Source organism: Pseudomonas sp. CDFA 610 (assembly GCF_021147865.1).
In the GTDB taxonomy this organism is placed as follows: Bacteria; Pseudomonadota; Gammaproteobacteria; order Pseudomonadales; family Pseudomonadaceae; genus Aquipseudomonas; species Aquipseudomonas alliivorans.
Genome location: NZ_JAGTPM010000010.1, coordinates 216,764 through 237,805 on the forward strand (window position 1 = coordinate 216,764; position 21,042 = coordinate 237,805).

The 21,042-nt window shown below is 60.4% G+C and carries 22 protein-coding genes; 14 read left to right on the plus strand and 8 right to left on the minus strand.

Going from position 1 to position 21,042, the window contains the following annotated elements:
* Positions 1-47 precede the first annotated feature (47 nt).
* From purM to KDX39_RS19995, 4 genes are all read left to right on the plus strand, one after another.
* A complete protein-coding gene (gene purM, locus KDX39_RS19980) occupies positions 48-1,106 on the plus strand; it encodes a phosphoribosylformylglycinamidine cyclo-ligase (protein ID WP_231661551.1) in 1,059 nt (352 codons plus the stop codon).
* A complete protein-coding gene (purN, locus tag KDX39_RS19985) occupies positions 1,106-1,756 on the plus strand; it encodes a phosphoribosylglycinamide formyltransferase (RefSeq protein ID WP_184320531.1) in 651 nt (216 codons plus the stop codon). Before purM ends, purN begins: the two co-directional genes overlap by 1 nt.
* 8 nt (positions 1,757-1,764) lie before the next feature.
* Complete coding sequence (locus KDX39_RS19990) at positions 1,765-2,478, plus strand: DUF3108 domain-containing protein (protein ID WP_231661552.1); 714 nt, start codon at positions 1,765-1,767, stop codon at positions 2,476-2,478.
* Positions 2,479-2,880: 402 nt separating this feature from the next.
* Positions 2,881-3,060, plus strand: a complete 180-nt coding sequence (locus tag KDX39_RS19995; RefSeq protein ID WP_231661553.1) for a hypothetical protein — start codon at positions 2,881-2,883, stop codon at positions 3,058-3,060.
* 64 nt (positions 3,061-3,124) lie between these two features.
* On the opposite strand, the gene KDX39_RS20000 is transcribed toward KDX39_RS19995, so the two are convergent.
* From KDX39_RS20000 to cysM, 5 genes are all read right to left on the minus strand, one after another.
* Positions 3,125-3,667: a DUF2058 domain-containing protein gene (locus KDX39_RS20000; RefSeq protein ID WP_099229256.1), complete on the minus strand. Its 543-nt coding sequence runs from the start codon at positions 3,665-3,667 to the stop codon at positions 3,125-3,127.
* A 26-nt stretch (positions 3,668-3,693) separates the two neighbouring features.
* A complete protein-coding gene (gene mazG / locus KDX39_RS20005; protein WP_184320534.1) occupies positions 3,694-4,527 on the minus strand; it encodes a nucleoside triphosphate pyrophosphohydrolase in 834 nt (277 codons plus the stop codon).
* 75 nt (positions 4,528-4,602) lie between these two features.
* On the minus strand, positions 4,603-6,846 hold the full coding sequence (relA, locus tag KDX39_RS20010) for a GTP diphosphokinase (protein WP_025993800.1): 2,244 nt from the start codon (positions 6,844-6,846) through the stop codon (positions 4,603-4,605).
* Positions 6,847-7,003: 157 nt separating this feature from the next.
* Complete coding sequence (rlmD, locus tag KDX39_RS20015) at positions 7,004-8,359, minus strand: 23S rRNA (uracil(1939)-C(5))-methyltransferase RlmD (RefSeq protein ID WP_231661554.1); 1,356 nt, start codon at positions 8,357-8,359, stop codon at positions 7,004-7,006.
* Complete coding sequence (gene cysM, locus KDX39_RS20020) at positions 8,359-9,261, minus strand: cysteine synthase CysM (RefSeq protein ID WP_099229259.1); 903 nt, start codon at positions 9,259-9,261, stop codon at positions 8,359-8,361. Before cysM ends, rlmD begins: the two co-directional genes overlap by 1 nt.
* A 247-nt stretch (positions 9,262-9,508) precedes the next feature.
* On the opposite strand from cysM, the gene KDX39_RS20025 reads away from it, so the two are divergent.
* The 4 genes from KDX39_RS20025 to KDX39_RS20040 all read left to right on the plus strand — a co-directional run bounded on the left by KDX39_RS20025 (position 9,509) and on the right by KDX39_RS20040 (position 14,220).
* A complete protein-coding gene (locus tag KDX39_RS20025; RefSeq protein WP_231661555.1) occupies positions 9,509-12,262 on the plus strand; it encodes a response regulator in 2,754 nt (917 codons plus the stop codon).
* 81 nt (positions 12,263-12,343) lie between these two features.
* Positions 12,344-13,333 carry a 2-hydroxyacid dehydrogenase gene (locus KDX39_RS20030; RefSeq protein ID WP_231661556.1) on the plus strand — a complete coding sequence of 330 codons (990 nt, stop codon included), beginning with the start codon at positions 12,344-12,346 and terminating at the stop codon, positions 13,331-13,333.
* Between the two features lie 45 nt (positions 13,334-13,378).
* Positions 13,379-13,816, plus strand: a complete 438-nt coding sequence (locus KDX39_RS20035) for a hypothetical protein (protein ID WP_210043318.1) — start codon at positions 13,379-13,381, stop codon at positions 13,814-13,816.
* On the plus strand, positions 13,813-14,220 hold the full coding sequence (locus tag KDX39_RS20040; protein ID WP_231661557.1) for an META domain-containing protein: 408 nt from the start codon (positions 13,813-13,815) through the stop codon (positions 14,218-14,220). The genes KDX39_RS20035 and KDX39_RS20040 overlap by 4 nt, the downstream gene beginning before the upstream one ends.
* Positions 14,221-14,401: 181 nt before the next feature.
* On the opposite strand, the gene KDX39_RS20045 is transcribed toward KDX39_RS20040, so the two are convergent.
* The gene (locus KDX39_RS20045) at positions 14,402-14,869 is read right to left on the minus strand and encodes a TlpA family protein disulfide reductase (protein WP_099229264.1); all 468 of its coding nucleotides are present in this window, start codon (positions 14,867-14,869) and stop codon (positions 14,402-14,404) included.
* A gap of 131 nt (positions 14,870-15,000) precedes the next feature.
* Here KDX39_RS20045 and arsC point away from each other — a divergent pair, with 131 nt between their 5' ends.
* From arsC to KDX39_RS20065, 4 genes are read left to right on the plus strand one after another with little or no spacing between them, the layout of a single operon-like run.
* Complete coding sequence (arsC, locus tag KDX39_RS20050) at positions 15,001-15,354, plus strand: arsenate reductase (glutaredoxin) (protein ID WP_099229265.1); 354 nt, start codon at positions 15,001-15,003, stop codon at positions 15,352-15,354.
* The gene (wrbA, locus tag KDX39_RS20055) at positions 15,351-15,956 is read left to right on the plus strand and encodes an NAD(P)H:quinone oxidoreductase (protein ID WP_231661558.1); all 606 of its coding nucleotides are present in this window, start codon (positions 15,351-15,353) and stop codon (positions 15,954-15,956) included. The genes arsC and wrbA overlap by 4 nt, the downstream gene beginning before the upstream one ends.
* Entirely contained in the window at positions 15,949-16,365 is a 417-nt protein-coding gene (locus KDX39_RS20060; protein WP_231661559.1) for a DUF2069 domain-containing protein, read from the plus strand. The genes wrbA and KDX39_RS20060 overlap by 8 nt, the downstream gene beginning before the upstream one ends.
* A 38-nt stretch (positions 16,366-16,403) precedes the next feature.
* Positions 16,404-17,075: a DNA-3-methyladenine glycosylase I gene (locus KDX39_RS20065; RefSeq protein WP_231661560.1), complete on the plus strand. Its 672-nt coding sequence runs from the start codon at positions 16,404-16,406 to the stop codon at positions 17,073-17,075.
* Between the two features lie 6 nt (positions 17,076-17,081).
* Here KDX39_RS20065 and ttcA read toward each other — a convergent pair whose 3' ends face one another.
* Entirely contained in the window at positions 17,082-17,906 is an 825-nt protein-coding gene (gene ttcA / locus KDX39_RS20070; RefSeq protein WP_099229269.1) for a tRNA 2-thiocytidine(32) synthetase TtcA, read from the minus strand.
* A 236-nt stretch (positions 17,907-18,142) separates the two neighbouring features.
* Here ttcA and KDX39_RS20075 point away from each other — a divergent pair, with 236 nt between their 5' ends.
* Complete coding sequence (locus KDX39_RS20075) at positions 18,143-18,742, plus strand: Yip1 family protein (protein WP_231661561.1); 600 nt, start codon at positions 18,143-18,145, stop codon at positions 18,740-18,742.
* Positions 18,743-18,863: 121 nt separating this feature from the next.
* Complete coding sequence (locus tag KDX39_RS20080) at positions 18,864-19,358, plus strand: SprT family zinc-dependent metalloprotease (RefSeq protein WP_004884196.1); 495 nt, start codon at positions 18,864-18,866, stop codon at positions 19,356-19,358.
* 63 nt (positions 19,359-19,421) lie between these two features.
* Here KDX39_RS20080 and KDX39_RS20085 read toward each other — a convergent pair whose 3' ends face one another.
* The gene (locus tag KDX39_RS20085; RefSeq protein ID WP_184320564.1) at positions 19,422-20,774 is read right to left on the minus strand and encodes a dicarboxylate/amino acid:cation symporter; all 1,353 of its coding nucleotides are present in this window, start codon (positions 20,772-20,774) and stop codon (positions 19,422-19,424) included.
* Between the last annotated feature and the right edge of the window lie 268 nt (positions 20,775-21,042).

Here is a 21,042-nt window from a genome sequence, read left to right on the forward strand (position 1 = left end):
CGCAGCGGTCGATACCTCCGAATCCCCCCTAAAGGCCTGGATTTTTTATGAGCAAGCAACCCTCCCTGAGCTACAAAGACGCCGGTGTAGACATCGACGCCGGTGAAGCATTGGTCGAACGCATCAAGAGCGTCGCCAAGCGCACCAAGCGTCCGGAAGTCATGGGCGGCCTGGGAGGTTTCGGCGCCCTCTGCGAAATCCCGGCTGGTTACAAGCAACCGGTTCTGGTTTCCGGCACCGACGGTGTCGGCACCAAGCTGCGTCTGGCACTCAACCTGAACAAGCACGACAGCATCGGCATCGATCTGGTTGCCATGTGCGTCAACGATCTCGTGGTCTGCGGTGCAGAGCCGCTGTTCTTCCTGGACTACTACGCCACCGGCAAGCTGAACGTCGAGACCGCGACACAGGTCGTGACCGGCATCGGCGCAGGCTGCGAACTGGCCGGTTGCTCGCTGGTCGGCGGCGAAACCGCTGAAATGCCAGGCATGTACGAAGGCGAAGACTACGACCTGGCCGGCTTCTGCGTCGGCGTTGTCGAGAAAGCTGAAATCATCGACGGCTCCAGGGTCGCCGCAGGCGATGCCCTGCTGGCACTCCCGTCGTCCGGCCCACACTCCAATGGTTACTCGCTGATCCGCAAGATCATCGAAGTGGCCGGTGCCGACATCGAAAACATCCAGCTGGACGGCAAGCCGCTGACCGAACTGCTCATGGCGCCGACCCGCATCTACGTCAAGCCGTTGCTCAAGCTCATCAAGGAAACCGGTGCCGTCAAGGCCATGGCCCACATCACCGGTGGCGGTCTGCTGGACAACATCCCGCGCGTTCTGCCGCAAGGCGCCCAGGCCGTGGTCGACGTCGCCAGCTGGCAGCGTCCGGCCGTGTTCGACTGGCTGCAGCAGCAAGGCAACGTTGAAGAAAACGAAATGCACCGCGTGCTGAACTGCGGCGTAGGCATGGTGATCTGCGTGGCTCAGGAGCACGTCGAGACTGCACTGAACGTGCTGCGTGACGCAGGCGAGCAACCTTGGGTGATCGGCCAGATTGCCACTGCTCCAGAAGGTGCTGCACAGGTCGAGCTGAAAAACCTCAAGGCTCATTGATGTCAGCCACCTGCAATGTCGTGGTGCTGCTGTCCGGCACCGGCGGCAACCTGCAAGCGATGATCGACAGCTTCAAGGACGGGGCCAGCCCCGTCCGCATTCGTGCTGTGATCTCCAACCGTGACGATGCCTTCGGCCTGCAACGTGCCAGAGACGCAGGCATCGAAGCGTGCGTGCTGGACCACAAGGCGTACGAAGGTCGCGAAGCCTTCGATGCCGCGCTGGTCGAGCTGATCGATACTTTCGAGCCCGAACTGGTGGTACTGGCCGGATTCATGCGCATACTGAGCGCTGACTTCGTCAGGCATTATCAAGGGCGTCTGCTCAACATTCACCCTTCCCTGCTGCCGCGCTACAAAGGTTTGCATACCCATAAGCGGGCGCTGGAGTCCGGTGACACTGAACATGGCTGCAGCGTGCACTTCGTCACCGAGGAACTCGATGGCGGACCGCTGGTCGTACAGGCAGTTGTTTCGGTACAGTTACACGACACACCCGCCACGCTCGCGCAACGGGTGCATGTTGAAGAACACCGGATCTACCCGCTAGCAATACGCTGGTTCGCCGAGGGCCGATTGAGCCTGGGCGAAGAAGGCGCGTTACTGGATGGCCAGGCACTCCCGGCCACCGGCCATTTGATTCGACACTAGGAGATATTATGCGCCGCGCTTTGCTCTTCGCTTTCGCTCTGCTTGCCATACCTGCTGCACAGGCCGCAGACCTTCAACCTTTCTCCGCCAGCTACACCGCCGACTGGAAACAGCTGCCCATGAGCGGCACGGCAGAACGCAGCCTGGAAGCCGGGCCCAACGGCACCTGGACACTGAACTTCAAGGCGTCGATGATGATCGCCAGCCTGTCCGAAGTCAGCACGCTGAAAGTCGACAAGGAAACCCTGCTGCCGCAGACCTACACCTTCGAGCGTAGCGGTCTGGGCAAGTCCAAGAAGGTCGATCTGGCCTTCGACTGGAACACCAAGTTCGTCACCGGCACCGACCGCGGTGATGCGATCAAGCTGCCGCTCAACCGCGGCATTCTTGACAAATCCACGTACCAGCTCGCCCTGCAGCATGACGTCGCTGCGGGCAAGAAAAGCATGAGCTACCAAGTGGTTGATGGTGACGAAGTCGATACCTACGACTTCCGCGTGCTGGGCTCGGAAAAAGTCGACACCAAGGCCGGTCAGGTCGATGCGATCAAGGTCGAGCGCGTGCGCGACCCGACTCAAAGCAAACGTATCACCGTGCTGTGGTTCGCCAAGGACTGGGACTACCTGCTGGTCCGCCTGCAACAGGTTGAAACCGACGGCAAGGAATACAACATCATGCTGCAGGACGGTACGGTGAACGGCAAGGCTGTCAAAGGCACCTGATTGACCTTACTCTGTTCGCTGCACGAAGCCCCGCTTGATGCGGGGCTTTTTATTGTCTGGCCTTCAGCACCGTGCTTGTGATGCAAAGCGCCACGGCTGCATACCGACGCAGAGCAGGGTAATGCCTTTCAGGACGCTCCGCGTCCGCACCATCAGGCAACACTGTTTATGGCAATTACACCTTCCACCAGGCCACATGAAAAATCCTTCATTTAACCAATACTTGGCCGCAGCCCACGTGTTCCGAGGGCTGCAGCGCAGTGGCTAATTTCTGACCAGCCGGGAACCTGAACGGGCTATTTACTTAGCCTGCTAACGGATTCTATAAAAGAGTCCTGCGACACATCGCCGCAGTATCCAGAAGCCTAACCATCAAGGCTGCCAAAGTCAGGAGCTAACACTATGACTGTCAGAGTTACTGAACGCGACGACGCCCACCTCTCTCACGAAGCCGTTGCCGACGGCATTCAGATCTGGGACGTGCATCAACAGGATCAACTGGTAGGCATGTTTCACATAGAATCCGAAGCGTACCGGTATAAAGAAGAGCTGGAAGCGCTGGAAAGCCAGAGCAACCATTGACCGCAACTTCAGAATCGTAAAAAACAAAACCCGCTCATGGCGGGTTTTGTTTTTCTGGCGGCGCTTACCACATCAGGTCGTCGGGCACCTGATAGGCCGCGTACGGGTCGTCCGCATCCGGCGCTTCGGTCGGGGTGTTGAGCAATACGACGCGGCGCGGATCGCGTTCCTGGATCTTCAGCGCCGCTTCGCGCGGAATGATCTCGTAGCCGCCGCCATGGTGAACAATGGCCAGCGAGCCGCTGCTGAGCTTGTTGCGCACCAGCGTGTTGACCGAAATGCGCTTGACCTTCTTGTCATCGACGAAGTTGTAGTAATCCTCGGTGGTAAGCTTGGGCAGACGCGAGGCCTCGATCAGTTGCTTGACCTGTGCGGTACGAGCTTTCTGCTCGACCTTCTCCTGTTGCTGACGATTGAGCTCCTGATCGCGCTTGACCTTCTCGGCCAGCGCTTCCTGAGCCGCACGTTTCTGCGAATCATCGACCTGAGCCTGGCCTTTGTGCACCAGACGCTGCTCTTTCTGCTTTTCCTTGCTGACCTGCTTGGCCTGCTTCTGGTTGACCAGGCCCGCCTTGAGCAACTGGTCGCGAAGTGAAATACCCGCCATCTCTTTTCTCTCTCTTAAGCAACCACTCAGCCGCAGCGGGGTGCGTTTTTTTCCTGACGTTTGGCTTCGCCCCACAGCGCGTCCATGTCTTCGAGGCTGCACTCCTCGATGGGTCGCCGGGCGTGGCGCAACGCCTGTTCAATAAATCGGAAGCGTCTGTCGAACTTGCTGTTGGCCGAGCGTAACGCAGTTTCCGGATCGACTTTAAGGTGTCGAGCCAGATTCACCACACAAAACAGCAGATCGCCGATTTCTTCGGCAATGCCGTCAGCGTCATTATCGACCATCGCTTCGAGCACTTCATCGAGTTCTTCGCGCACCTTGTCGATCACCGGCAAGGCGGCAGGCCAGTCGAAGCCGACCTGAGCGGCGCGTTTCTGCAGCTTGGTGGCGCGGCTCAGCGCAGGCAGTGCAACGGGCACATCGTCGAGCAGGGACAACTGTTCGGGCGCGGACGATTTTTCCGCACGCTCTTGGGCCTTGATCTCATCCCAACGTCGATTGACCTCTTCGTCTGTCAGACGCGGGGTTTCCTCAGGCGCATACAGCTCGCCGGTCGGAAACACATGCGGATGACGGCGCAGCAGTTTGCGGACAATGCCATCGACCACACCCTCGAATTCGAAGCGCCCTTCTTCCCTGGCCAGATGGGCGTAGAACACCACCTGAAACAGCAGGTCGCCCAGCTCGCCCTGAAGCTGATCGAAGTCGCCCTGTTCGATGGCATCGGCCACTTCATAGGCTTCTTCCAGCGTGTGCGGGACGATGGTGGCGTAGGTCTGCTTCAGATCCCAAGGGCAGCCGTACTGCGGATCGCGCAGCCGGGCCATGAGGTGCAGCAGGTCTTGAAGTGTGTGCATTGCAAAATCTCTTTCACCGCAGGGTCGCCACCGCCCTGAATATCTGCGGGCAGTGACGACGATGGATACCCTGGATCAGGGCGTCCGGTTACGGCGCGTCTCGATGATGTTCGGCAGCTGGGAAATACGCCCCAGCAACCGCCCCAGCGCGTCCAGACCCGGAATCTCGATGGTCAGCGACATCAGCGCGGTGTTGTCTTCCTTGTTCGAGCGCGTGTTGACCGCCAGCACGTTGATCCGCTCGTTGAGCAGCACCTGGGTCACGTCACGCAACAGACCGGAACGGTCGTAGGCGCGGATGATGATGTCCACAGGATACGTGAGCACCGGGACCGGCCCCCAACTGACCTGAATGATCCGCTCGGGTTCGCGCCCGCCCAGTTGCAGCACTGAGGCGCAGTCTTGGCGGTGAATGCTCACCCCGCGCCCCTGGGTGATGTAACCAACGATGGCATCGCCCGGCAGCGGCTGGCAGCAGCCGGCCATCTGCGTCATCAGGTTGCCCACGCCCTGGATCTGGATATCGCCACGCTTGCCCGGCTTGTAGCCAGTGGCCTTGCGCGGAATCAGCTCCAGCTGTTCGTTCATGCGGTCGGGTTCGACCTGTTGCTGAGCCAGGTTGACCAGTTGCGCCAGACGCAGATCACCGGCACCGAGCGCGGCGAACATGTCGTCGGCGGTCTTGTGATTGGCCTTGTCGGCGAGCTTGTCGAAATCGACCTGCGGCAACGCCAGACGCGCCAGTTCGCGCTCGAGCAAGGTTCTGCCCGCGGCAACGTTCTGATCGCGCGCCTGCAGCTTGAACCAGTGAACGATCTTGGCCCGCGCCCGCGACGTGGTGATGTAACCCAGGTTGGAGTTCAGCCAGTCGCGGCTCGGCGTGCCGTGCTTGCTGGTGATGATCTCGACCTGCTCACCGGTCTGCAGGCTGTAGTTGAGCGGCACGATCCGGCCGTTGATCTTCGCACCACGACAGTTGTGGCCTATCTCGGTGTGCACCCGATAGGCGAAGTCCAGCGGCGTCGCGCCCTTGGGCAGGTCGATGGCGTGGCCATCAGGCGTGAACACGTAGACCCGGTCCGGTTCGATATCGACCCGCAACTGGTCCGCCAGCCCGCCGATGTCACCCAGCTCTTCGTGCCATTCCAGCACCTGACGCAGCCAGGAGATTTTCTCTTCGTAGTGGTTGGAGCCGGATTTGACGTCCGTGCCCTTGTAGCGCCAGTGCGCGCAGACGCCCAGTTCGGCCTCTTCGTGCATCGAATGAGTACGGATCTGGACTTCCAGCACCTTGCCTTCCGGCCCGATGACCGCAGTGTGCAGCGAGCGGTAGCCGTTTTCCTTGGGGTTGGCGATGTAGTCGTCGAACTCCTTGGGAATGTGCCGCCACAAGGTGTGCACGATGCCCAGCGCGGTATAGCAGTCGCGCATTTCCGGGACCAGCACACGCACCGCACGCACGTCATAGATCTGGCTGAACGCCAGCCCCTTGCGCTGCATTTTGCGCCAGATGGAATAGATGTGTTTGGCACGGCCGCTGATATCGGCGGTGACACCGGTCGCCAGCAGCTCGTTTTCCAGCTGGGACATGACGTCACTGATGAACCGCTCGCGATCCAGACGACGCTCATGCAACAGCTTGGCGATCTGCTTGTACTGGTCAGGCTCAAGGTAGCGGAAAGACAGGTCTTCCAGCTCCCACTTGATGTGCCCGATACCCAGTCGGTGGGCCAGCGGCGCATAGATGTCGAAGACTTCCCGCGCCACGCGGTTGCGCTTTTCGTCGTCGGCGTTTTTCACCGCACGAATCGCACAGGTACGCTCGGCAAGCTTGATCAGCGCGACGCGCACGTCGTCGACCATCGCCACCAGCATCTTGCGCAGGTTCTCGACCTGCGCCTGACTGCCCAACACCAGCGACTGGCGCGGGCTGAGACTGGCACTGATCGCCGCCATGCGCAGCACGCCGTCGATCAGTTTGGCCACTGTTGCACCAAACTGCTGCTCGACGTCCGGCAGCGGAATCACGCCTTCGCGCACGCCCCGGTAGATGACCGCTGCGACCAGCGAGTCCTGATCCAGCTTGAGGTCAGCCAGAATCTCCGCGATTTCCAGACCGGTCTGGAAACTGGAGGTGCCGTCTGCCCAGTGATTCTTGAGTGCCTTGTCGTTCTGCTCGGCTTGCCGGGCGAACTCACAGGCCTTTTTCATGACTTCCCGGTCCAGGACCAGGTCGACGCTGACAATATGATCAAGCCATGCGTCGAGGTTGATGCTGCCGTCTGTATTTATCGGCTGGTGCGCTCTCACCTGTACCATGCTGCTTACCTTCCCTACGGCGCGATGAATAGCGCCATCAGTCGCCAGCCTTCTGAGCGAATGCCACTTGCCGGGCAAGCAAGGACCGGCATTCGCGGGCCAGTCGGATTAAATGAGATTCCCTGTCAGCCGCTGACTCGATCCAATGAACCGCTGCTCACTTACTCATTTCAAATAAAGCCATCGCCTCGACATGCGCCGTCTGAGGAAACATATCGAGTATTCCGGCACGTTTTAAACGGTAGCCCTGATTGACCAATTCGACCGTATCACGAGCCAAAGTTGCCGGGTTGCATGACACATAAAGCAACCGTCGGGCGCCTGTTTTGCCGATCTGGCGCACCACTTCAAATGCGCCGTCACGCGGTGGGTCCAAGAGTACCGCAGAAAACCCCTCGGCTGCCCAACTCGCGTTCGTCAGCGGCTGCGAAAGATCCGCCTGAAAAAACGCCACATTGTGCAGATCATTACTCACTGCGTTTGCCGCCGCACGCTCGACCATAGTCGCAACGCCTTCGACCGCCACCACTTCTTTCGCCAGCCCGGCCAGCGGCAAGGCGAAATTGCCGAGGCCGCAGAACAGGTCCATGACCCTTTCATTGGCCTGCGGTGCCAACCACTCCAGCGCCTGCTGGATCATTGCGGTATTGACCGCCGCGTTGACCTGAATGAAATCCCCCGGACGCCAGTCCAGTTGCAGGTTCCAGGGCTCCAGGCGATAGCCCGGTTGATCGTCCGGGTTTGCCGGTTGCGGATCACCCTCGCCGTGCAGCCACAACTGCGCGCCGTGTTCTGCGCAGAATGCCTTGAGAATCGCAAGATCCGCATCGGCCAGCGGCGCGGTATGGCGCAGCAGGACCGTCGTTGCAGAACCACTGAACAACTCGACATGCCCCAGCGCCTGAGGTTTGCTCAAGCTGCGCAGCATCGTCGGCAGTTGCACCATGATCGGTTGCAAGGCCTGTACCAGCACCGGACATTCCTCGATGCTGACGATGTCCTGACTGGCCGTTGCCCTGAAGCCGACATCCAGCCGTCTGGCCTTCGCGTCCCAGCGCACGGCGACCCGCGCGCGTCTGCGGTAGTCCAGTTCGGAGCCGGTCAGCGGCGGCGCCCATTCCTGAGGTGCAACGTTGGCCACGCGCAGAAGCTGCTCGGTGAGCATGCGCTGTTTCAGGGCAAGCTGTTCGTCATGAGGCACATGCTGCACGCTGCAGCCCCCGCAACGCCCGAAGTGCTTGCACAGAGGCGCACGGCGCATTTCGCTGGCGCTGAACACACGCTCGGTGCGCGCCTCGACGACCTTGCCGCGGGCATTGAGCACCCGCGCTTCAACCTCTTCACCCGCCAGACTGCCGGCGACGAACCAGGTCCTGCCTTCCAGAAACGCGATGCCACGCCCGTCATCCGACAGGCGCTCGATGGTCAGGCGCTGTTTTTTACCGACAGGCACCTGCACGGACTTGACGCCTCCAGTCGGCTGGAAGCGCAACCCTCTCTCATGCTTGGCCATCAGTTGGGCGCGTCGTAAATGCCAGTCGACAGGTAACGGTCGCCTCGGTCACAGATGATTGCCACGATCACGGCGTTTTCGACTTCACGGGAAATACGCAGCATGCCCGCCACCGAACCACCGGAGGACACGCCGCAGAAGATGCCCTCTTCGCGAGCCAGTCGGCGCATGGTGTCTTCGGCTTCGGCCTGCCCCATGTCGATGATGCGGTCGACGCGATCGGCCTGATAAATCTTCGGCAGGTACTCGTAGGGCCAGCGACGGATGCCGGGAATGGAAGCGCCTTCCATCGGCTGCAAACCGACGATCTGCACCTCGGGATTCTGCTCCTTGAGGTAGCGCGACGTGCCCATGATGGTGCCGGTGGTGCCCATGGAACTGACGAAGTGGGTGACCGTACCGCCCGTCTGCCGCCAGATTTCCGGACCGGTGGAGGTGTAATGCGCCTCGGGATTATCGCCATTGGCGAACTGATCCAGCACCTTGCCACGACCTTCGGCCTGCATGCGCTCGGCCAGATCACGCGCGCCTTCCATGCCTTCTTCCTTGCTGACCAGAATCAGCTCGGCACCGTAGGCCGTCATCGCGGCCTTGCGCTCGGCGCTGGAATTGTCCGGCATGATCAGGATCATGCGGTAACCCTTGATGGCAGCAGCCATCGCCAGCGCAATCCCGGTGTTGCCGGAAGTGGCTTCGATCAGGGTGTCACCGGCATGGATCTGGCCGCGAAGTTCAGCGCGGGTGATCATCGACAGCGCAGGACGGTCTTTCACCGAGCCGGCCGGATTGTTACCTTCAAGCTTCAACAAGAGGGTATTGCTGGTGTTACCCGCCATGCGTTGCAGACGCACGAGCGGGGTGTTGCCGACGCAATCGGCAATGGTTTGATACTGCAGGGTCATGGCGTATTCGCAATCCAGACTGCGGGGGCGCCTATCATAACGGCAAACGCTCAAACCCCATATCACGCAAAGTGCGCGGCCTATAACTGAAACGCATAAACAGACCTGTGCAACTCAGTGCATACGGACCGCAACACTAATGTGCCCACACTGTCGGTAAATGGCTAAACTCATCCCCTTGTGCCGATAAGGCCAGGCGACTGCTGCCTGAAATCGACGGACTGATACCGGTTGCTGGAGAACGAGCGTGCTGAACAAGCTGGGTATAAAAGGCCGCGTACTGCTATTGACCATTTTGCCCGCCACCCTGATGGCGGCGGTGCTGGGTGGCTATTTCACCTGGATGCAACTGTATGAGTTGCAGAGCCAGCTGTTACAGCGCGGCGAGATGATCGCGCAGGACCTGGCACCGCTGTCGGCCAATGCGCTGGGTCGCAAGGACAAGATCCTGCTGACCCGCATAGCAACCCAGACCCTTGAACAATCCGACGTGCGCGCCGTATCGTTTCTGGATACCGACCGCAGCGTACTTGCCCACGCCGGGCCGACCATGATCAGCCCGTCACCCATCGGCAGCGGCACCCAATTGCTCAGCTCGTCCGGCAATGACGCCACTCGCTACCTGCTGCCGGTGTTCGGTCATCAGCGCCACCTGACCAGCCCGATCATCCCTGCCGAAGCCGACACACTGCTGGGCTGGGTCGAACTGGAGATTTCCCACAACGGCACGCTGTTGCGCGGTTACCGCAGCCTGTTCGCCAGCCTGCTGCTGATTTTCACCGGACTGGCCTTGACGGCCATTCTGGCGGTGCGCATGAGCCGCACCATCAACGGCCCGCTGAGCCAGATCAAGCAGGCCGTGTCGCAATTGAAGGACGGTAACCTGGAGACACGTCTGCCGCTGCTGGGCAGCCGCGAACTGGACGAACTCGCCTCCGGCATCAACCGCATGGCCGCGACCCTGCAGAATGCGCAGGAAGAGCTGCAGATGAGCATTGATCAGGCGACCGAGGACGTCAGGCAGAATCTGGAAACCATCGAAATCCAGAACATCGAACTGGACCTGGCCCGTAAAGAAGCGCTCGAGGCCAGCAGGATCAAATCCGAGTTCCTGGCCAACATGAGCCACGAAATCCGCACGCCGCTCAACGGAATCCTCGGCTTTACCCACCTGCTGCAGAAAAGCGAGCTCACCCCGCGCCAGTACGATTATCTGGGCACCATCGAAAAATCCGCCGACAACCTGCTGAGCATCATCAACGAGATTCTCGACTTCTCGAAGATCGAGGCCGGCAAGCTGGTGCTGGACAACATTCCGTTCAACCTGCGAGACCTGTTGCAGGACACCCTGACCATCCTCGCGCCGGCCGCCCACGCCAAACAGCTGGAGCTGGTCAGTCTGGTCTACCGCGATACGCCGCTGGCGCTGTCGGGCGACCCGCTGCGGCTTCGTCAGATCCTGACCAATCTGGTCAGCAACGCGATCAAGTTCACCCGTCAGGGCACGATCGTCGCCCGCGCCATGCTCGAAGAAGAAACCGAAGAACACGCGCAACTGCGCATCAGCGTGCAGGACACCGGCGTCGGTCTGTCGAGCCAGGATGTGCGGGCGCTGTTTCAGGCGTTCAGCCAGGCAGACAACTCCATTTCCCGGCAACCAGGTGGCACGGGTCTGGGGCTGGTGATATCCAAACGTCTGATCGAACAGATGGGCGGCGAAATCGGCGTCGACAGTACGCCTGGCGAGGGTTCGGAATTCTGGATCAGCCTCAACCTGCCCAAGGCGCGGGAAGACAGGGAGGAGACCGCCAACCGGGCCCTTGAAGGTCTGCGTGCGGCCGTGCTGGAACATCACGACCTGGCGCGTCAGGCGCTGGAACATCAACTGGAAGACTGCGGACTGAAAACCGTGGTCTTCAGCAATCTGGAAAACCTGCTCAACGGCGTGACCGCTGCGCACGAAACGCCGCTGGCCATCGACCTTGTGGTGCTGGGCGTGACGGCGCTGGAGATTTCGCCGGAACGGCTGCGCCAGCACATCTGGGACCTGGAAAACCTCAACTGCAAAGTGATGGTTCTGTGTCCGACCACCGAGCACGCGCTGTTTCAGATGTCGGTTCATGATGTGTACACCCAGTTACAGGCCAAACCGGCGTGCAACCGCAAATTGCAGAAAGCGCTCTCCGAACTGATCGCCCCGCGGGCCGTACGCACCGATATCGCCCTGCCGCTGTCGAGCCGCGCGCCGCGTGTGCTGTGTGTCGACGACAACCCGGCCAACCTGTTGCTGGTGCAGACCCTGCTCGAAGACATGGGTGCCGAGGTCGTGGCGGTGGACGGTGGCTACGCGGCCGTCAGCGCGGTGCAGCAGGAAGCGTTCGATCTCGTGTTGATGGACGTGCAGATGCCAGGCATGGACGGCTGTCAGGCCACCGAAGCGATTCGCGCATGGGAGAACGAGCGTAATCAGACGTCGCTGCCGATCGTCGCCCTCACCGCCCACGCCATGGCCAATGAAAAACGCTCGCTGCTGCAAAGCGGCATGGACGACTACCTGACCAAGCCGATCAGCGAAAGGCAGTTGGCGCAGGTAGTGCTCAAATGGACCGGTTTGGCATTGCGTAATCCGATACCGGAACGCCAGACGGAAAGCGCCGCCGCACACGTCGGCCCATTGGTGCTGGATCACGAAGAAGGGCTGCGCCTGGCAGCCGGCAAGCCGGATCTTGCGGCAGACATGCTGGCCATGTTGCTGGCATCACTGGACGCCGACCGCGAAGCCATTCGGGCAGCGCGTGCCAACGACGATATTCAAGGCCTCATCGAACGCGTCCATCGTCTGCATGGCGCGACGCGTTACTGCGGTGTCCCGCAACTGCGCACCGCCTGCCAGCGCGCCGAAACCCTGCTCAAACAGAACGCGCCGCACACCGAAGACGCACTGGACGATCTGGACAAGGCCATTACCCGCCTCGAGTCCGAAGCGCGGGTGACGGCTTGATTACATGCTGAACCCGGGCGGCATGCGAACGCTGAGCAATGGCACGATCAAGTTTTGATTCCGCAAAAAGGACCCTCCCCCATGCGTGTACTCATCTACAGCAGCCAGGAATACGACCGCGCCAGTTTCCTCGCCGAACGCCTGCCGGATGGACTGGAGCTGAGCTTCCAGCCCGCTCGCCTGGCCATCGAAACCGCCGCGCTGGCCGAAGGTCATGAGGTGGTGTGCGCATTCATCAATGATGACCTGAGCGCCCCGATACTCGAACGCCTGGCCGCTGGCGGCACACAGCTGATCGCCCTGCGCTCGGCCGGCTTCAATCATGTGGACCTGCCTGTTGCCCTGCGCCTGGGACTGAGCGTGGTGCGGGTTCCGGCCTATTCGCCGCATGCCGTGGCCGAGCATGCGGTGGCGCTGATCCTGTCGCTCAACCGTCACCTGCACCGTGCCTGCAATCGCACCCGCGACGGCGATTTCAGCCTGCACGGTCTGACCGGCTTCGATCTGGTCGGCAAGACCGTCGGGGTCGTCGGCACCGGACAGATCGGCGCGACCTTCGCGAAAATCATGGCGGGATTCGGCTGCAAACTGCTGGCCCATGACCCCTTCCCCAATCCCGACGTTGAAGCATTGGGCGCGCAATACCTGAGCCTGCCCGACCTGCTGGCACAAGCGCAGATCATCAGCCTGCATTGCCCGCTGACCGAGCAGACTCGCCACTTGATCAATGAGCAGTCCCTGGCAACCCTGCAGCCCGGTGCGATGCTGATCAATACCGGACGCGGCGCACTGGTGGAAACGCCAGCACTGATCAATGCCCTCAAGACCGGTCAACTGGGCTATCTGGGGCTGGATGTCTACGAAGAAGAAGCCCAGCTGTTTTTCGCCGACCGCTCCGACCTGCCGTTGCAGGATGACGTGCTGGCGCGGCTGCTGACCTTCCCTAATGTGATCGTCACCGCGCATCAGGCATTCCTGACCAGGGAAGCGCTGGGTGCCATTGCCCGCACCACGCTGGACAACATCGTCGCCTGGTCGGCGGGCACGCCGCAGAATCGGGTAGAGGGTTAACCTCGCGTCGCTGCGTGTTAGGATGCGCGCAATTTTGGAGGACCCATGGTCGAACACGATTTCCGCTACAGCATGCTCAACCCGCAACATACCCTGACCGAGTGCCGCACATTGGGGCCTGGTCGCTATCAAGTCACCGGCAACGGCGGCTCGATCCACAACAACGACCAGTTGCTGGTGACCATCAAGGGCAGCAAAAGCCTGTACATGCGTCTGTCGGTCGAAAAGGTCCGGCACCTGATCAACCCTGCCGGCCAGTGGGTCGCGGTGGCTCACGGTCCGGTCTTCGACGAACTGGCGATTCACGAGTGGCAGGTCCACTGCGACAGCTGCAACGCCGAGTTGAAGTTCGAGTTCATGGTCGAGAGCAAGCTGGGCGTCAAGGCGCAGAAACCTGCTGCCACTGCACGCATTGCGGAGCTGGGCTGGAAAACCGAAGGCGAGAAGCACCTCTGCAAGAAGTGCCAGGGGCAAGCGGCATGAAACAGTTTTTGCTGACAAGCCTGATCGGTAGCGCACTGTTGGCGGGCTGCTCGACGCAAGCGCCGACCATTCGGCAGGATCAAAGCTACGTGATGGAATGGATCGGTGAACGTCCGCTGATCGACAACAGCCGCCTGACCATGACCCTGGGTGCCGACGGCCGCGCCTACGGCAATGCCGGGTGCAACCACTGGTTCGCGCCTTACACCTTGCGCGATGGCACCATCAGCTTCGGTGCCCTGGGCAAGACCCGCAAGATGTGCGCCCCGGCGCTGATGGAACAGGAAGAACGCTTCCTGAAATCCATGTCCGGCGTACAGCGCTGGGACATCTCGCCCATCCAGCAACTGCGCCTGTGGCCCGCCGAAGGCAAGCCGCTGCGGTTCTGGCTGGAAGAGAGCTGAGAAAAAACGGCTGAACAAACACATTCCTTGCGGGAGGCGGCTTGCTGGCCAGAGCGTCAATTCAGTCGATGACAGGCCGCCTGAAAAACCGAACCGCCGGCAAGTTGGCTCCCACGGTTCTCTGTTCGCGGCTGTCTGCTGCAAGACAGCACAGTTCAGCCATCACCGCGTCAGCCTTGAATCACCCCTCGCCGCGTAACGCCTTGAGCTTCTGCATCACGGTCGCGGCGGATTGCTCGCCCAGCAACTGCTCACGCATCTTCCCCTTGTCGTCGATGATGTAGGTCACCGGCAGCGCTTCGGAAGGTGGCAGGTCGTAGTGCTCGGCCGGGTCCTGCGCCAGCACGGTGAACTTGATGCCCAGTGCATTCGCGGCTTTTTTCAGCTCGTCACCCTGCAGGTTGTCGAAGTTGACGCCCAGCACCGTGACTTTCCTGTCCTTCAACTGTTCCGACAACTGATTGAATTCCGGAATCTCGACACGGCATGGGCCGCACCATTCGGCCCAGTAGTTCACCACCAGCCAATGACCGTCAATCCGGTCGCTGGCGACTTTCTGGCCGTTCTGGTCCATCCCCAGATCCGCGCCACATCCGCTGAGCAGCATGCTGCCGACAAGTGCCACCGCTGCTGCCAATCGCCTAACCATCTGTGCTTCCTTCCTCGACTCTGAAGATCGGTTACTTATGACCCGAATACGACTATTGACCGCCCGATATGTCGAACAGTGCCGTCGCGTGGGTAGAATACGCGTCACTCCCTGCAAGATGCGACCTGCAAATGACCGATCTGACGCTGTATCACAACCCCCGCTGCAGCAAATCCCGCGGCGCGCTGGAACTGCTTCAGGCCCGCGGCCTGAGTCCCGATGTCGTCCTGTACCTGGAAACCCCGCCGGACGCTGCCCAATTGCGCCAGTTGCTCGACAAGCTGGGCATCAGCGCTCGACAACTGCTGCGCACCGGCGAGGATGATTACAAGCAGTTGAACCTGGCCGACGCGAGCCTGAGCGACGAACAACTGATCGCCGCGATGGCCACCCATCCGAAACTGATCGAACGGCCGATTCTGGTCGTTGGCGACAAGGCCGTCATCGGCCGCCCACCCGAGAACGTTCTGGAGCTATTGCCGTGAGCACACCCTACATTCTGGTTCTGTATTACAGCCGTAACGGCTCCACCAGCGAAATGGCCCGCCAGATCGCCCGTGGCATCGAACTGGGCGGCATGGAGGCGCGGCTGCGCACCGTGCCGGCCATCTCCGCCGATTGCGAAGCGACTGCGCCGAGCATTCCGGAAAACGGCGCGCTGTACGCGACCCTTGATGATCTCAAGCAATGCTCGGGCCTGGCACTGGGCAGCCCGACCCGGTTCGGCAACATGGCGGCGCCGCTCAAATACTTCCTCGACGGCACCAGCAACCTGTGGCTGACCGGTGCGCTGGTCGGCAAGCCTGCCAGCGTGTTCACCTCCACAGCCAGCCTGCACGGCGGTCAGGAAACCACACTGATGTCGATGCTGTTGCCCCTGCTGCACCACGGCATGCTGGTCATGGGCCTGCCGTACAGCGAGTCGGCACTGCTGGAAACCACTGGCGGCGGCACCCCTTACGGCGCAAGCCACCACGCCGGTGCCGACGGCAAACGCCCGCTGGACCGCCACGAAACCGATCTGTGTCGCGCACTGGGTCAGCGTCTGGCGAAAACCGCCCTGCAACTGGACACACCGCGTGGCTAAAACGCCCAAGGCGCTACCGGCCAGGGAATGGCTGGAGCCGCGGGTGCGCTTCAGCCGGGCAGCGAGCCTGATCTGCTTTCTGGGCATGATCGCGCTGCTGTCAGTGTATTACCTGCTTTTCGCCGATCTGCACGGCGCGCGACCGGGCGTGATTCTGGCCATCGAACTGCTGCCCTTGCTGATCCTGACGCCGGGTATGATCAGCGGCAGTCCACGCGGCCATTCGTGGACCTGCTTTGTGATCAATCTGTATTTCATCAAGGGCGCAGTCGCCGCTTTTGACCCGAATCGCTGGCTGTTCGGCCTGCTAGAAATGGCGCTCAGCGTCGCGGTCTTCATCAGCACGCTGCTCTACGTACGCTGGCGCTTTCAGCTAAACCGCAAACTTGCAGCGCCGCAGCAGGTCTGAAGCCTCGACCTGCCTTTTGACTGTCCTTTGGAGAACCGATGCACGATTACAAATGGCTGAACGAGTACTGCCTGAACCGTTTCGGCTCCGCCAAAGCACTGGAAGCCCACCTGCCTACCCCCAAGACACCCGAACAACTGCAAGCGATCAGTGCCGACCGCTACCTGTCGACCCTGGCACTGCGCGTGTTTCGTGCCGGCCTCAAGCACAGTCTGGTGGACTCGAAGTGGCCCGCGTTCGAAGAGGTGTTCTTTCGCTTCGATCCGGAAAAAGTCGTGCTGATGGGGGCCGATCACCTGGAACGCCTGATGCAGGACGCGCGCATCATTCGTCATCTGGGCAAGCTCAAGAGCGTACCGCGCAACGCGCAACTGATTCTGGACATCGAGCAGGAACACGGCAGTTTCGGCCGGTTCATCGCCCAATGGCCGGTCGATGACATCACCGGCCTCTGGCAATACCTGGCCAAACATGGCAACCAGATGGGCGGGCTGTCCGCGCCACGCTTCCTGCGCATGGTCGGCAAGGACACCTTCATTCCCAGCTACGACGTAGTGGCGGCGCTGAACGCACAGGACATCGTCGACCGGGTGCCGACCAGCAAGCGCGATCAGGCCATCGTGCAGGACGCGTTCAATCAGTGGCACGCCGAAAGCGGCAGACCGATGTGCCAGCTGTCAGCCATGCTGGCGTTCACGGTCAACCACTGATCACGCTCAGATATTGACCACATTGACAAACCGCGAGGCGGCGGTTTCGTCGATGCGCAGGTTGGTGAAGTCAAACAGGTTACGGTCAGCCAGTTGCGAAGGCTGCACGTTCTGCAGGGCGCGGAAGATGCTTTCGGTACGGCCAGGTGTCTTGCGCTCCCAGTCCTGAAGCATCTCCTTGACCACCTGACGCTGCAGGTTTTCCTGCGAGCCGCACAGGTTGCACGGAATGATCGGGAACGCCTTGAGGTCCGAATACGCCTGAATATCTCTCTCGTGGCAGTACGCCAGCGGGCGGATCACCACATTGCGACCGTCGTCGGCGCGCAGCTTGGGCGGCATGGCCTTGAGCGAGCCGTTGAAGAACATATTGAGGAAGAAGGTCTCGACGATGTCGTCGCGATGATGACCCAGCGCCATCTTGGTCGCGCCAATCTCGTCGGCAAACGTGTACAGCGTGCCTCGACGCAGACGCGAGCACAGTGAGCAGGTGGTCTTGCCTTCCGGCACCAGTTCCTTGACCACCGAATAAGTGTCTTTCTCGACAATGTGGTATTCGACGCCCAGCGCTTTCAGGTAGGCCGGCAACACATGCTCGGGAAAGCCCGGCTGCTTCTGGTCCATGTTGACGGCGACGATGTCGAACTTCACCGGCGCGACCTTCTGCAAATGCATCAGCACATCGAGCATGGTGTAGCTGTCCTTGCCACCGGACAGGCAGACCATGACCTTGTCACCCTCTTCAATCATGTTGAAGTCGGCAACCGCTTCGCCGGCCAGCCGACGCAGGCGTTTCTGCAGTTTGTTCTGATTGACTGAAAGGGTGCCCATGTACTGGTGGTATCCGCTGACGATGACAGTGAGAAAAGGCGGCCATTTTACGCAAAACCGTAGTCGGGTTAAACAACGGAGGCGTGCCTGTGCCCACGCCTTGCGCTATCCAGCGTGCCTCAGGCTATTAACAGAATCGTGGAAATCGCCAAACGCTCTAAGCATTCGGTTATATCGACGGTTCAGGTTTCTATACTGATTCATGAAGCCGAATCCGAATATCAAGGAGTACGCTCATGATCCACCATGTCTGGGGCCTGTTCACGCACCCCGACCAGGAATGGAAGCAGATCCGCGGCGAGGAAGAGACCATCGGCCACCTTTACCTCTCGCACACATTGATTCTGGCGGCAATTCCGGTTGTTTCCGCTTACATAGGCACCACGCAAGTGGGCTGGGTGATCGGCGAGCGCCCGCCGGTCATGCTCACCCACGGCAGCGCCATCTGGATGGCGATCATGTCGTATGTCTCCATGCTGACAGGCGTGGCAGTCATGGGCAGTTTCATTCACTGGATGGCACGTACCTACGACGCGACGCCCACCCTCGCGCAGTGCATCGCGTTCGCTACCTACACCGCCACACCGCTATTCGTCGGCGGACTGGCCGCGCTTTACCCGCACCTGTGGCTCGGCATGGTGGCCGGGACTGCGGCGGTCTGTTATACGGTCTATCTGCTGTACGTTGGCCTTCCGACCTTCATGAACCTGCCTTCCGAGGAAGGGTTCATGTTCTCCAGTTCCGTACTGGCGGTCGGTATGGTCATGCTGGTCGCAATCATGGCTTTTACCGTCGTGCTGTGGGGCATCGGAATGGGTCCGGAATACACCAATTGAGCAGGAGCCAAGCGGGTCTGTCGCAGTACAGACCCGTCCATGTAAATGACCACCGGGCGGCTGGCGTTTTCAGCCGGCCTCCACATTACGGCATACTTGGCGCATTGGAGAGCCACACAGCATGCCCGAGCAACTCAATTCCCGCGTCGAAACCTGTTACCAACAAGCCGAAGCCTTCTTCAAACGCACGTTCAAACGCCCGGTCGTCAGCTTCAAGCTGCGCGGTCAGAAGGCTGGCGTTGCCCATCTGCATGAAAACCTGCTGCGCTTCAACCCGCAGCTGTATCAGGAAAACGCCGAAGACTTTCTGCGCCAGACGGTGCCGCACGAAGTCGCGCACTTGATCGCCCACCAACTGTTCGGCGGCAGCATCCAGCCGCACGGCGAAGAGTGGCAACTGATCATGCGCGGCGTTTACGAACTGCCGCCCAACCGTTGCCACACCTACGCGGTCAAGCGTCGTAGCGTGACGCGCTATATCTACCGTTGCCCGTGCGCCGACAGCGACTTCCCGTTCACTGCACAGCGCCACAGCATGGTCAGCAAAGGCCGACGCTACCTGTGCAGACGCTGCCGTCAGACGTTGGTGTTCAGCGGCGAGACGCGAACCGAATAATCGCCGCTGAAATACAGGCATAAAAAAACCCATCCGAAGATGGGTTTTTTCATGGCCTGACAATCAGACTGTTTTACCGGTATTCACCGCGTTGGCTGGCGTTGGACCTTCAGCGACGCCCAGGTCGTCTTCAGGACGGGTTTCCAGGATCGCAGAACCACCGGAAGCCAGTTCGGACTGCAGCTTGTCGGTGTCCAGCTCGCCCACCCACTTGGCAACCACAACGGTGGCAACGGCGTTACCCACCAGGTTGGTCAGGGCGCGGGCTTCGGACATGAAGCGGTCGATACCCAGAATCAGCGCCAGACCGGCAACCGGCAGGTGGCCGACGGCCGACAGGGTTGCAGCCAGAACGATGAAGCCGCTACCGGTCACGCCAGCAGCGCCCTTGGAGGACAGCAGCAGAACCAGCAACAGGGTGATCTGGTGGGTGATGTCCATGTGGGTGTTGGTTGCCTGAGCGATGAACACGGCCGCCATGGTCAGGTAGATCGACGTGCCGTCCAGGTTGAACGAGTAGCCGGTCGGGATAACCAGACCTACGACAGACTTCTGGGCACCCAGACGTTCCATCTTGATCAGCATGCGTGGCAGGGCCGATTCCGACGAGGACGTACCCAGTACGATCAACAGCTCCTCACGGATGTAGCGAACCAGCTTGAAGACGCTGAAGCCGTGAGCGCGGCAGATCGCACCCAGGACCAGTACCACGAACAGGAAGCAGGTGATGTAGAAGCAGATCATCAGCTGACCCAACTGCACCAGCGAGCTTACGCCGTAGGCACCGATGGTGAAGGCCATGGCACCGAACGCACCGATTGGCGCCAGCTTCATGATCATGTTGATGATGTTGAACATCACGTGGGCGAAGCGATCGATGAAGTCCAGCACCGGCTTGCCGTAGGCACCCAGGCGATGCAGGGCGAAACCGAAGATCACCGAGAACATCAGGACCTGCAGGATATCGCCGTTGGCGAACGCGCCGACGATGGTGTTCGGAATGACGTTGAGGATAAAGCCGACGATGCTCTGGTCTTTACCAGCAGTCACGTAAGCGGCGATCTTCGAGGCATCGAGCGTGCTGACATCGATGTTCATGCCGGCACCCGGCTGAACCACGTTCACAACGATCAGGCCGATCAACAGGGCGATGGTCGAAACGATTTCGAAGTACAGCAGCGCGTAACCACCGGTCTTGCCGACCGACTTCATGTTCTGCATGCCGGCGATGCCGCTGACGACCGTACAGAAGATGATGGGGGCGATGACCATCTTGATCAGCTTGATGAACCCGTCACCCAGCGGCTTGAGCGCCTTGCCGGTTTCAGGGTAGAAGTGGCCGATCAGGATACCGATGACAATCGCTACGATTACCTGAAAATAGAGAGATTTGTAGATGGGCTGACGAGTCGTCATTGCAGTTATCCTCAAGGGCGTCGTCGGCATCTTCACCGGATGCACGCGAGCCTATAAAGCGCTAACCCTCCTGCATTGGAGGGATTTGTTTTGTCGAGCTGCACGGGGCAGACCTCTACGGGTTAGATAGCAATAGGCGTGCCATGAAGGCAAAAGGACATCAGCACCACGTATTACAAGGGCGCTGGGGTAACGATAGCCGGAAACCGGAAAAAGAGATGGCGGTTTTCCGCCGTATTGAGCTGAAAACCGGCTTGCAGTGGCGGGT

Bases quoted from the DNA above. Each gene is read 5' to 3' on its own strand.
- purM (WP_231661551.1), top strand. From the start codon at position 48: ATGAGCAAGCAACCCTCCCTGAGCTACAAAGACGCCGGTGTAGACATC.
- purN (WP_184320531.1), top strand. From the start codon at position 1,106: ATGTCAGCCACCTGCAATGTCGTGGTGCTGCTGTCCGGCACCGGCGGC.
- KDX39_RS19990 (WP_231661552.1), top strand. From the start codon at position 1,765: ATGCGCCGCGCTTTGCTCTTCGCTTTCGCTCTGCTTGCCATACCTGCT.
- KDX39_RS19995 (WP_231661553.1), top strand. From the start codon at position 2,881: ATGACTGTCAGAGTTACTGAACGCGACGACGCCCACCTCTCTCACGAA.
- KDX39_RS20000 (WP_099229256.1), bottom strand. From the start codon at position 3,667: ATGGCGGGTATTTCACTTCGCGACCAGTTGCTCAAGGCGGGCCTGGTC.
- mazG (WP_184320534.1), bottom strand. From the start codon at position 4,527: ATGCACACACTTCAAGACCTGCTGCACCTCATGGCCCGGCTGCGCGAT.
- relA (WP_025993800.1), bottom strand. From the start codon at position 6,846: ATGGTACAGGTGAGAGCGCACCAGCCGATAAATACAGACGGCAGCATC.
- rlmD (WP_231661554.1), bottom strand. From the start codon at position 8,359: ATGGCCAAGCATGAGAGAGGGTTGCGCTTCCAGCCGACTGGAGGCGTC.
- cysM (WP_099229259.1), bottom strand. From the start codon at position 9,261: ATGACCCTGCAGTATCAAACCATTGCCGATTGCGTCGGCAACACCCCG.
- KDX39_RS20030 (WP_231661556.1), top strand. From the start codon at position 12,344: ATGCGTGTACTCATCTACAGCAGCCAGGAATACGACCGCGCCAGTTTC.
- KDX39_RS20035 (WP_210043318.1), top strand. From the start codon at position 13,379: ATGGTCGAACACGATTTCCGCTACAGCATGCTCAACCCGCAACATACC.
- KDX39_RS20040 (WP_231661557.1), top strand. From the start codon at position 13,813: ATGAAACAGTTTTTGCTGACAAGCCTGATCGGTAGCGCACTGTTGGCG.
- KDX39_RS20045 (WP_099229264.1), bottom strand. From the start codon at position 14,869: ATGGTTAGGCGATTGGCAGCAGCGGTGGCACTTGTCGGCAGCATGCTG.
- arsC (WP_099229265.1), top strand. From the start codon at position 15,001: ATGACCGATCTGACGCTGTATCACAACCCCCGCTGCAGCAAATCCCGC.
- KDX39_RS20065 (WP_231661560.1), top strand. From the start codon at position 16,404: ATGCACGATTACAAATGGCTGAACGAGTACTGCCTGAACCGTTTCGGC.
- ttcA (WP_099229269.1), bottom strand. From the start codon at position 17,906: ATGGGCACCCTTTCAGTCAATCAGAACAAACTGCAGAAACGCCTGCGT.
- KDX39_RS20075 (WP_231661561.1), top strand. From the start codon at position 18,143: ATGATCCACCATGTCTGGGGCCTGTTCACGCACCCCGACCAGGAATGG.
- KDX39_RS20080 (WP_004884196.1), top strand. From the start codon at position 18,864: ATGCCCGAGCAACTCAATTCCCGCGTCGAAACCTGTTACCAACAAGCC.
- KDX39_RS20085 (WP_184320564.1), bottom strand. From the start codon at position 20,774: ATGACGACTCGTCAGCCCATCTACAAATCTCTCTATTTTCAGGTAATC.